This is a genomic window from Flavobacterium polysaccharolyticum (assembly GCF_038739875.1).
Taxonomy (GTDB): domain Bacteria; phylum Bacteroidota; class Bacteroidia; order Flavobacteriales; family Flavobacteriaceae; genus Flavobacterium; species Flavobacterium polysaccharolyticum.
Map to the genome: position 1 here is coordinate 101,430 of NZ_JBCGDP010000016.1, position 11,048 is coordinate 112,477.

The 11,048-nt window shown below is 36.8% G+C and carries 12 protein-coding genes; 3 read left to right on the forward strand and 9 right to left on the reverse strand.

Translation table 11 applies throughout. The features are described from left to right. From WFZ86_RS15345 to WFZ86_RS15370, 6 genes are all read right to left on the reverse strand, one after another. On the reverse strand, positions 1 to 573 hold the full coding sequence (locus WFZ86_RS15345) for a pentapeptide repeat-containing protein (protein WP_342692747.1): 573 nt from the start codon (positions 571 to 573) through the stop codon (positions 1 to 3). Continuing rightward, entirely contained in the window at positions 573 to 794 is a 222-nt protein-coding gene (locus tag WFZ86_RS15350) for a DUF6095 family protein (protein ID WP_315142069.1), read from the reverse strand. Before WFZ86_RS15350 ends, WFZ86_RS15345 begins: the two co-directional genes overlap by 1 nt. Positions 795 to 856: 62 nt before the next feature. After that, positions 857 to 1,663, reverse strand: coding sequence for an N-acetylmuramic acid 6-phosphate etherase (murQ, locus tag WFZ86_RS15355; protein ID WP_342692748.1), 807 nt, complete (start codon positions 1,661 to 1,663; stop codon positions 857 to 859). Next, the gene (locus WFZ86_RS15360; protein WP_342692749.1) at positions 1,664 to 2,806 is read right to left on the reverse strand and encodes a PDDEXK nuclease domain-containing protein; all 1,143 of its coding nucleotides are present in this window, start codon (positions 2,804 to 2,806) and stop codon (positions 1,664 to 1,666) included. Between the two features lie 270 nt (positions 2,807 to 3,076). Continuing rightward, the gene (locus WFZ86_RS15365) at positions 3,077 to 3,745 is read right to left on the reverse strand and encodes a ZIP family metal transporter (RefSeq protein WP_342692750.1); all 669 of its coding nucleotides are present in this window, start codon (positions 3,743 to 3,745) and stop codon (positions 3,077 to 3,079) included. Between the two features lie 64 nt (positions 3,746 to 3,809). Then, positions 3,810 to 4,574, reverse strand: a complete 765-nt coding sequence (locus WFZ86_RS15370; protein ID WP_342692751.1) for a class I SAM-dependent DNA methyltransferase — start codon at positions 4,572 to 4,574, stop codon at positions 3,810 to 3,812. 111 nt (positions 4,575 to 4,685) lie between these two features. On the opposite strand from WFZ86_RS15370, the gene WFZ86_RS15375 reads away from it, so the two are divergent. Together WFZ86_RS15375 and WFZ86_RS15380 are read left to right on the forward strand one after the other, a co-directional pair. Beyond that, positions 4,686 to 5,864 carry a THUMP domain-containing class I SAM-dependent RNA methyltransferase gene (locus tag WFZ86_RS15375; RefSeq protein ID WP_342692752.1) on the forward strand — a complete coding sequence of 393 codons (1,179 nt, stop codon included), beginning with the start codon at positions 4,686 to 4,688 and terminating at the stop codon, positions 5,862 to 5,864. A 106-nt stretch (positions 5,865 to 5,970) separates the two neighbouring features. Then, positions 5,971 to 6,207, forward strand: a complete 237-nt coding sequence (locus tag WFZ86_RS15380) for a hypothetical protein (protein ID WP_342692753.1) — start codon at positions 5,971 to 5,973, stop codon at positions 6,205 to 6,207. A gap of 115 nt (positions 6,208 to 6,322) precedes the next feature. Here the strand turns inward: WFZ86_RS15380 and WFZ86_RS15385 are convergent, their stop codons facing one another. The 3 genes from WFZ86_RS15385 to rlmD all read right to left on the reverse strand — a co-directional run bounded on the left by WFZ86_RS15385 (position 6,323) and on the right by rlmD (position 9,633). Further along, positions 6,323 to 7,156 (reverse strand): DUF6048 family protein, encoded by an 834-nt coding sequence (locus WFZ86_RS15385; RefSeq protein WP_342692754.1) that lies wholly within the window; start codon positions 7,154 to 7,156, stop codon positions 6,323 to 6,325. Then, on the reverse strand, positions 7,128 to 7,667 hold the full coding sequence (locus WFZ86_RS15390; RefSeq protein WP_342692755.1) for a DUF6452 family protein: 540 nt from the start codon (positions 7,665 to 7,667) through the stop codon (positions 7,128 to 7,130). The genes WFZ86_RS15385 and WFZ86_RS15390 overlap by 29 nt, the downstream gene beginning before the upstream one ends. 553 nt (positions 7,668 to 8,220) lie before the next feature. Then, the gene (rlmD, locus tag WFZ86_RS15395; protein ID WP_342692756.1) at positions 8,221 to 9,633 is read right to left on the reverse strand and encodes a 23S rRNA (uracil(1939)-C(5))-methyltransferase RlmD; all 1,413 of its coding nucleotides are present in this window, start codon (positions 9,631 to 9,633) and stop codon (positions 8,221 to 8,223) included. A gap of 447 nt (positions 9,634 to 10,080) precedes the next feature. On the opposite strand from rlmD, the gene WFZ86_RS15400 reads away from it, so the two are divergent. Further along, positions 10,081 to 10,578 (forward strand): PH domain-containing protein, encoded by a 498-nt coding sequence (locus tag WFZ86_RS15400; RefSeq protein ID WP_342692757.1) that lies wholly within the window; start codon positions 10,081 to 10,083, stop codon positions 10,576 to 10,578. Positions 10,579 to 11,048: the final 470 nt, after the last annotated feature.

Here is an 11,048-nt window from a genome sequence, read left to right on the forward strand (position 1 = left end):
CTACTCTATTTTAATATCGTATTTATCCAAAAGGCCTACGATTCCTTGTGTTGTAAATTTAGCTTTTTTCATAGGATTGAATTCGGGGTCAATGCTGTAATTGTATGCGGTTCTAAAATCGGCTCCTGCCAATTGGGTATCATTAAAAATCGCACGATCAAGATTGCAATTATCAAACACACTATTGTTCAGTTGTGTCCCAATGAAAGTTACTTCTTTGAGCGAACACCCTGAAAATTGGGTTTTGGGCATTTTTTTATTGGCGAAAGAAGCATAATCCAACACGCTATCTTGAAAACCCACATCGAATAAAAAATCATCACATCCTTGAAATTGAATGCCCAAGAGTTTGCAGTTTTTGAAACGAACGGTTTTTAAGCTACTGGCTGCAAGTTGCACCATAGATAAATTGCAGTCTATAAACTCGCAATCCATAAAGGTATTGTTGCATAAATCACTATTGGAGAAATCACAGTTTTTAAACACGCAATCTTCAAATTCGCGATGGTTTATTTTTTGATCAACAGCGATGACCTTTTCGAAGGTTTTCTGAACGTTAATTAGGTTTTCCATTAGTCGTTAAATAAAGCTTTCATAATCCATCTAAGGCCTGTAAAGATTAAGTACATCGAAGCCAAACAAGCTATGATTCCTATGCCGAGTACCAAATAATGCCAATTCGTATGTTGGTTCATAAAGGCGTTATAAATGATAGACGGGCCAAGGAAGAGTAGGGGCAAAGCTCCCGATAAATATTTGATTCCTTTGGATAAAAAGTCTTTGTTGGTTGCCATTTAAAGTTAGAGGTGAGAAGTTAGAAGTGAGAAGTTAGAAGTGAGAAGTGAAAGATGAAAAGTTAGAAGTTATCTACCGCTTTTCGAACGCTTCCGTATTTGGCCAATAATTCGGATGCTTTTTCGTAGGAAACTGGAATTTCTTCCATAATCATCTTCACGCCACGGTCTACTAATTTGGCGTTGCTCAATTGCATATCGACCATTTTGTTGCCTTTTACTTTGCCTAACTGAATCATAGTAGCCGTAGAAATCATATTGAGGACTAATTTTTGAGCGGTACCTGCTTTCATTCTCGAACTTCCGGTTACAAACTCTGGACCTACAATGACTTCGATTGGGAATTTAGCAGTTTGTGACAACGGACTTCCTGCATTACAAGAAATACTTCCAGTACTGATTTTTTTCTCGTTGCAGACTTTTAAACCGCCAATTACATAAGGAGTTGTGCCTGAAGCAGCAATACCTATGACCACATCATTTTCATTGATGTCGAATTGTTGTAAATCTTTCCAAGCTTGTTCCGCATCATCTTCGGCATTTTCTACAGCTCTGCGGATGGCTTTGTCTCCACCAGCGATGATACCAACAACTAAATCAAAAGGAACGCCAAAAGTTGGTGGACATTCCGATGCGTCGACCACACCTAATCGTCCAGAAGTTCCAGCTCCAATATAAAAAAGGCGGCCTCCTAGTTTCATTTTGGCCACAATTTCGTTTACCAAGGTTTCGATTTGGGGTAAAGCTTTTGCAACTGCTAATGGAACTGTTTGGTCTTCTTGGTTGATATTGTGCAGCAATTCCTGAACCGACATTTTTTCTAAATGCTCGTATTTTGAGGATTGTTCGGTGGTTTTAGTGAAGGTCATTTATTTAAATTTGTTTTGTTCTTCTTCGATGATTTTTCTAAGTTCATTTTCGTTAGGCAAGTTTATTAAATACTTAGAGACGAAAACTTGTTGTGTTAAATTAGCCGTTGCATATTTTACCAAACTTTCGTTTTTACCTGCACACAAAATTAATCCAATTGGTGGATTATCGTTTTCTTGTTTTTCATTTTCGTTGTAATAATTTAAATAAACATTCATTTGACCTGAATCTGCGTGTGTAAATTCACCTAATTTTAAGTCGATGATAATGTTACATTTTAAAATACGATGGTAAAATACGAGATCAATAAAATAATGTGTATTGTCAAAAGTGATGCGTTTTTGTCTAGCTTCAAAGCAAAAACCTTTGCTCAATTCAATTAAAAACCTTTGTAAGTGATCGATAATTGCTTGTTCTAAATCACTTTCAGAATATGATGTTTCTTGTTTAAGTTCTAAAAAATCTAAAACATATGGGTTTTTGAAAAAATCTTCGGCAACTAGTGGCAATTGTTTCTGTTGGTTTTTTATGACTTGTTCTTTGTCAAAACTTAAACCAGTTTGTTCAAACAACATACTGTTTACCGCCCTTTGTAGTTCTCGAACCGACCAGCTATTTTCGATACTTTGCCACTCATAGAAATCGCGTTTGGCATCATTGTCTTGTTTTATCAATTCTATAAAATGAGAAAAACTCAAATGATTTATTGATTTTTCAATGTCCAGAATAGATTTTTTACTCGGTGATTGTAAAATTACAATTTCGTTGTTTTCTGCTTGGTTTTGCTCGGCTATCAATTTTCCAGACACTGTCTGTAAAATTGTATTTCTTTGTAAGTCATTAATATATAATTTTCCAGACACTGTCTGGAAAATGTTTGGATATAGCTGATAAAATGTTTTATAGATGTATAGATTGGATTTAGACATCCCTTTTATATGCTTACATCGATTGGCAATTTCTTTATATAAATTTTCTCCATAAACCGCTCTGTCTTTGCCTTTTTGCTCATATTCTACAATGTAGTAACCAATTAGCCAGTTGCGTAAAGTAAGCCCAATATTGACTTGTTTTTGGGCTTGTTGCCTAAAATAAGTTTGAGTTTCATTAATTACGGCTACTAAATTTTGGATTTCTTGCATACTTATTTTTGCGGTTGACTTAATTTATAAGCTTCTAAAATACAATTTTAATAAATGCGTTATCTTGTAAAAATAGGAATTTATTGAATACCATTTTCTTTTGCGTGAGGGATTACTTCACACACATTTATTTACGTAGGTGTTCAGTGAATTTATTTGCAGCTGGCTACCGAAGTAGCGCGTAAAGCCCGACCGCATAGTGCAAAGGGGCTTTATAAATGGGGCTATAAATAAGTCGCTTTGCTCTATGGGGCACGCCCAAATTATTTTTTAAATGAAAAAAGCTAGGGCGATTCCTAGAATAATCATCGATACTTTGGCCACGTTGAATTTGTGTCCTTCGCTACTTTCAAAAATGATCGTAGAGGAGATGTGAAACAAAATTCCAATCACGATGGCGGTAATTTCTGTCGTGTACTCTTGTAATTCGGGAATATAATCTGAAGCGAATGTTCCGAAAGGTGTCATCATGGCGAAGGTTATCATGAAGGCAAAAATGGCTTTTCGGTCGAGTTGGGCTTGCACGAAAAAAGTAGTCAAAATAATAGCAATAGGCAGGTGATGAATGGCAATTCCGATAGCCAAATCATGATGATGCCCCACTGGGAAACCCTCTAAAAACGCATGAATACAAAGACTGATGAACAACAACCAAGGAATTTGGCTCATTTTATCATGACCGTGTACATGACCGTGTTCTGCTCCTTTTGAGAAAAATTCTAACAAGATTTGGAATAAAATCCCTAACATGATATACATGCCTATTGTATCATTTTTGGTGGCATATACATCTGGAAGGAGGTTGATTACAGTAATCGATAGCAAAAATGAACCACTAAAAGCCAATAAGAGTTTTAAATTGGATTTTTTTTTAGGCTTGATTACTAATGCCAAGACATAGCCAAGGATTACTGCAATTAAAGGCAAGAGGTAGTTCATTTTTTTTATTTAATTGGTTTGTAGATTTTTAAGGTTTAGAAGTTTAAAGTTTAAAAAGATTAACTTATTTAAAAATCATGATCAAACGTTCGCTTTCGGTTTTGTGGAATTTTTTTAGCTTGTAATCGCCAAAAATATCCAACAAATAAATGCCAGCTTCGTCCATTAGCTCTTGGAAATCCTTCAAACTAAAGGCTCTTACTTTTTCGGTGAAATGATAGTGTTGTCCTTGGTCTTCAAAGCTGATTTCTTTGTAAATATGTCCTTCTTTTACATATCTTTTGATGTGAAAATCGATTTGGTCTACCGTTTTAACTTCTTCGGGAACTAGGGTTTCAATCACCTGATTCACATTCATGAAATCTATTACTGCAAATCCTGTTTCGGATAGACTGTCTTTGATGGCTATTAAAGTTTTCAGATTATCAGCTTCATCTTCAAAATAGCCAAAACTGGTAAATAGATTGAAAATAGCGTCAAATTTTTCCTCAAAAGGTTCACGCATATCGTGCACTTTGAAGGATAAATGGGTGTTGCTGTTTTTGCTCGCCTCAGCAATACTGTTTTCAGACAAATCGGCTCCCAAAACGGTATATCCTAGTTGACTCAAATAAATCGCGTGACGGCCTTTCCCACAAGCTAAATCTAAAACTTTTGCTTTATCGGGTAAGTTGAGATATTGCGTCAAATTATCCATAAAAATTTGCGCCTCACGATAATTGCGCTCTTTATAAAGGATATGATAGTAAGGAGTGTCAAACCAAGAGGTAAACCAATTTTTGGTGGAAGGCTCTTGGTGGTTTATAGTGGGTTTGTGGTCTTCAGACATTTATTCGTTTTCATTTAATTTAAGTCCGGCAAATTTAGTGTATTTTTGCAGAAAATATACTATTTCAAACCGTTTGGAGTTTGGAATTTAATACTTGGAATATAGCATACGATGGAGAATTTTAAAATGATAGCCAAAACCTTTTTTGGTTTTGAAGAAATATTGGCCAAAGAGTTGCGCCAATTGGGTGCGCAAGAGGTTGAGCAAGGCGTGAGAATGGTGAGTTTTAAGGGGGATAAAGGATTTATGTATAAGGCCAATTTGTCTTTACGTACGGCATTAAAGGTGTTAAAACCTATTTATTCTTTTAGAGCCAATAATGAAGCAGCACTTTACAAAGGCATTTCGAGTGTGAATTGGTCAAAATACCTTAATGCTAATCAAACGTTTGTGATTGATGCAACGGTGCATTCGGATCATTTTAACCATTCGGAGTTTGTGTCTCAAAAGTGTAAGGACGCGATTGTGGATCAATTTAGAGAACGCACAGGGCAACGTCCAAGCATTGACAAAGCTTTTCCTGATTTACGAATCAACATTCATATTGGCAAAGACCAAGTTTCGGTGGCATTAGATACTTCTGGAAATTCCTTGCATCAACGTGGCTACAGAACGGCTACGAATATTGCTCCTATCAATGAAGTTTTGGCAGCAGGTATTTTATTGTTATCAGGTTGGGAAGGACAAGGGCATTTTTTGGATCCAATGTGCGGTTCAGGAACATTTTTGGCCGAAGCCGCAATGATTGCTTGTAATATTCCTGCGAATATCAACAGAAAAGAATTTGCTTTTGAAAAATGGAAGGATTGGGATAATGATTTGTTTGACCAAATTATGGACAGTTTGCTGAAAAAAGTAAAAGAGTTTCATTACACGATTACTGGTTATGACAAAGCGCCAAGTGCGGTTCAAAAAGCCAAAGACAATATCAAAAATGCCAATTTAGACGAATACGTAAAGGTTGCTGAGGAAAACTTTTTTGATACAGAGAAAACTACCGAAGGCAAATTGCATATGGTTTTTAATCCGCCGTATGACGAGCGATTAGATATTCATATGGAAGAATTTTATAAAAACATTGGCGATACTTTGAAGAAGAATTATCCAGGCACCAATGCGTGGTTTATTACTGCGAATTTAGATGCTTTGAAATTTGTCGGTTTAAAACCTTCCCGAAAAATCAAATTGTTTAACGCTAGTTTAGAAGCGCGTTTGGTGAAATACGAAATGTATGAAGGAAGTAAAAGAACCAAGTTTCAGAGCCCCCTAACCCCCGAAGGGGGAATGTAGTCCTGCAGGTAAAGTTGAAAAGGATATATTTTAAATTTAATAGTCAAACATAAAAACCTATTTACCCCTAATAGGATTTCCCGCCGCGACGGGATAGGGGACTGATATGACGAAATTACAAGTACGAGCATTTCTATACCAATTGGGGTGTTTTGCCATTTTGTTTGTTGGTTTTCGCTATTTAGTGGGAACCTATACAGGTTTAATAGGTTTTTGGGTTCCGTTAACCGCATTTGCTTTGGGTACAATTTTGGCACCTAAATTTCAAGCAGCCAAAACGAAAGACGGCGAAAAATTATTTATGTCTTGGATTTTTCTTAAAGGAGTCCGAATCATAGGATAATGGATTGGTCAGTTGTAGAACTGATTCATAATTTCCAAGCATAAAAAAGCGTTTTTACGATTAGTAAAAACGCTTTTTTTCTGCCTTCTGCTTTCTGCCTTCTGCCTTCTGCTTTCTATTTCTTCGGCTTTTTCTCTTCTTTTTTTGCTTTTTCAGCAGGAAGTACTTTTTTCTTATACAGCGGAACAAAGTACGAAACAGTGTAGTTAAAACCTACGCCAAAATCACCATTATACGTTCGGTTAAAACCAGGAATGTACAAATTATCAAATCCACTTGGAGTTTTGTTGGTAATTAAGCGGTTCAATCGCAAACTGAAACCCACAAAAACGTTGTTGAATACTTTGGCTTTTACTCCTGCCACCACTTCTACCCAAGTAGCCGTTAAGCCACTGTAATTTTTTCCCGCAACCACAACAGGAACTTCTCCCCAATATGGATTAGGATTGTAGATTTTGTAGCTATTCAATTCTTGGCTAAAGCTCGAAAAACCAGCACGCATCCCAATCGAGATGATGTTTTCCATATCCAACCAGTTTTCGTAAGCGTTATAATCGAATCCTGCTTTTAGGTAAGAACCTTTGGCAGTCGAAGTCAAACGGTCGTCTTCGGTGGTTTTGTTTTCAGAACCCAATTCGGCAGCTAAAAAATATTTTTTCGTTATTCGATAATCTCCTACCAACTCAATACCTTTATAGTTGCTGTCGTACAAACCTCTGGTCAGTTTGTATAAATCAGCGCCTACTCTTAGACCATAACGATTAAATTTTGGAGGAACAACAGTGTCCTTTTTTTTGGCAGGTAATTTTTCTAATTCTTGCTTTGGTTTTGCAGGAAGGATGTTGGTGGCTTTAGGAGGTGTAGTAGTCGAAGTCGTTTCTTGTGCTTGAACAGTAAACATAGAAAAGAGCAAGCAGCCACTAAAAAAAGATAGAAAGGTGTGTTTCATTTTCGTTGTTTATGTTAGTTTTTTGCAATTGCACTACTGTCATCCATTTGGTATCAGAGGCGGGACCATCCGTGTGTTCAAATGGTGTAGTAGCACTCATTTCGAACAAGGTTTTGAAACCACAAGCTCTAGAGACATAGACTTCGTTGGTGGTATAGTTGAATTTGATCACATCCGTATTGACCAAGGCGGTATTGGTACTGCCAGAATTTAGCGTAAAGCTAAAAGTAGTCGTAGTGGCATTGGTTTTCAGCGGAATCGAAATTTTTGAAGTATTCGCCAAAAATTTTGATTCTCCCGAAGACGAAGCATTAAAAATCACACCATCGGTCATCCCTTCGCCTATTACTTTTAAATTCGACACGCTTTTTTCAACCGTTGGATTGTTGATATCGAAGAATTTAATCACCATTCTAGGTGTAGTAGGCGTATTGGCATCGCAAATATCATCTTTCTCACAACTCGAAAAAGAGAAACAAAACACCAACAGTAAAAGCGTTATTTTTTTCATTTAAAACTATTTATTTATACGGCTATATCATTTAAGTAGTTGTTGAAGATTACAAAAAAAACTCAAATGATTTCTATATCTATTCATTATTTATGCTCAACCTTATATTTCCTTCTATGGTCTAAAAACCTAACCGCAAAGTACGCAAAGATTTACGCCAAGTCCGCCAAGAAAAACCTAAAATGTCCTTGAATTCCTTCTATGGTTTCAAAAAACCACAAACCATTAAAAAGAAACTTCAATGACTTATATGTTTAAAAATTAACCACAACCCTTATATGCTCTTCAATGCTTTATATGGTTTAAAAAACACGCAAACCATTAAAAAGAAACTTCAATGCCTTATATGTTTATAAAAATTACCCACAACCCTTATATGCCCTTGAATGCCTTCTATGGTTTCAAAAAACCACAAACCATTAAAAAGAAACTTCAACGACTTATATGTTTAAAAATTACCCACAACCCTTACATGCCCTTGAATGCCTTATATGGTTTAAAAAATACACAAACCATTAAAAAGAAATTCAAATGACTTATATGTTTACAAAAACTAACGACGTTCCAACAACACCACATTCTCCACGTGATGCGTTTGCGGAAACATATCCACAGGTCGAACGCGCGTCACTTTGTACTTCTCATCCATCAAAGCCAAATCACGAGCTTGTGTAGCCGAATTACAACTCACATACACCACTTTTTGAGGCTCAATTTTCAAGATTTGATCAATAACCGCCGCGTGCATTCCGTCTCTTGGTGGATCGGTGATGATTACGTCTGGTTTGCCGTGTTGCGCGATAAAGGCTTCGTTGAAGACCACTTTCATATCTCCTACAAAGAACTCACAATTGGTGATGTTATTTCTTTCGGCATTCGCTTTGGCGTCTTTAATCGCTTCGGGCACACTTTCAACCCCAATTACTTTTTTGGCTTTTTTCGACACAAACTGAGCGATAGTTCCCGTTCCTGTGTACAAATCATACACCGTTTCGTTACCTGTCAATCCAGCGAAATCTCTTGTGATTTTGTATAATTCGTACGCTTGATCCGAGTTGGTTTGGTAAAACGACTTGGCGTTGATGCTAAATTTCAAACCTTCCATTTCCTCAAGGATGTAATCACGTCCTTTGTACAATTTGATGTTCGTATCGTACAAGGTATCGTTTGCTTTGTTGTTGATCACGTATTGTAAAGACGTAATCTGCGGAAATTTGGCATACAAATGATCCAACAACAACTCTCTATTGGCTTGGTCGTCTTCAAAAAACTGAATCAACACCATAATTTCGCCAGTCGATGCGGTGCGCAACATTAGCGTACGCAACAAGCCTTCGTGCGCTCTGGGGTTAAAGAATGTCAAACCGTTTGCATTGGCAAATTCACGCACTTCGTTGCGAATGGCGTTCGAAGGGTCTTCTTGCAAATGACATTTATTGATATCTAGGATTTTGTCCCACATTTTCGGAATATGAAAACCCAAGGCATTTTTATTGTCCAATTCCTCGCTGCTTCCAATCTCGGCTTCGGTTAGCCAACGGCTGTTTGAGAACGAAAACTCCATTTTGTTACGGTAGAAAAACTGTTTTTCAGAACCCAAAATTGGTTCGAAATCCGGTAATTCAATTTTACCAATACGTTGCAGGTGGTTTTTAACCTCGTTGTGTTTAAAAAACAATTGCTGGCTGTACTTCATATTTTGCCATTTGCAACCGCCACACACCCCAAAATGCTCACAAATTGGGTCAACGCGGTGTTCCGAGAACTCGTGAAACTTCACCGCTTTGCCTTCGTAATAGGCTTTTCTTTTCTTGAACGTTTGCACATCTACCACGTCGCCAGGCACGACATTCGAGATGAACACTACTTTACCATCGGGCGCTTTAGCCACCGACACGCCTTTTGCTCCAGCATCAAGGACTTTTATCTGATGAAAGACAACTTTGTCTGTATTTTTCTTTGCCATGGCGCAAAAATAAGGCTTTGAAACGTTTTACAAATTCAATTTCACAATTTTTTTTGAAAACCACTGTATTTGTTGAGAAGTACCATTTGGGCGTGCCCCCCGAAACCCATTTTCTTTGAACCCACACTATCTCGGAAATCGGGGGTCGGGCAGTCCGCTATATCTCTTGGGGCGAACCCCGCCCCAAGAGGATGCCGCTCCCATCCCTCACGCTTTTAAGACGGTAATTGTCAGTGTTCAGACAGCAGATACAACACCCAAAACACGAGAGAAACTTTCAGAAAAATTTTATGTTTTTAGGAGGAAAAAGAATATATTTGGGGAAAGAATAAAGGTTTGGTAGTTTTTAGACTTATTCACCTAAAATGAGGTAGATTGGTCTGGTTTTGTAAGACGTATTTGCAAGTTAGTGACTATAAAACCGAAAAATAGCAGAAAAAACGAATTATGGAATATAAGAGAAATCTAAATTATATCATGCCTTCAATTGTGTTGTTATCAATGTCAATTTTTGGTTTCCTAATATTGATAGTCATACTTTATATTGAAATAGAAAATTTTACAATCAATAAAAATATTTATGGCTCAAGCGTTATCTTCCTGGTACTTTCTTCAATTACCGTTCCAGGGTTTATTTTGAATTATCGCTACGAAATACTAAATAAAAATCGAAAAATAACTTTCAAACAAAATCATTTAGAAATTGAGACAGATGCTGAAATAGAAAATATTTTATATCAGGAAGTTTTGGAAGTGGAAAAACATATTGTGTCGTGGAAAGGGCGAAATCCTTGGAGCGATTATTACTATGTTAAATTAAACTTGAAAAACGGAAAGAAAATATATTACAATTGTTTAACCGAAACGATAAATTCAGAAAATAATCTATTAAAAAGTAAAAGAATTAAAAAGTTTACAATTGATAATTTATATCCTTGGTACTAGTTTACAGCCACTAACACACGCTACAAGCAATTTGGGCATTAGGCTTAATTTGAAATTGGTTTTGTATTTGGAAGATTTGGCAAATCCGAATATAGGGCTTAATTTAGTCTCAAACTACTTGAAGCGCGCGAATGTGTGTGACTTGAACAACAACGTAGTTGTTGATGCTTTAAAACAGATGATAGTAGGTCTATCAGTGACGACTTTCAGGAGTAGTTACTAAACCACTTTGTGCTGCATTATTAGGAAACTGTAATGTGGTGAGCGACAAAGAAAAACGGCATCAAAGAATGTCGAAGGTAAGTTTATGTGAGTTGAACGCAAGTGAACCAATGATGAAGCCTCGTTAGCGCAAAAGACGATGTCAAAAATAGGTAGTTACGTTTGTACCTATGACCAAGTGTGTTGGAAACCTGATTACTGAACACATGGCATCCGGGGTTAAGTTGGCAAGACGCATAAATAGGCTG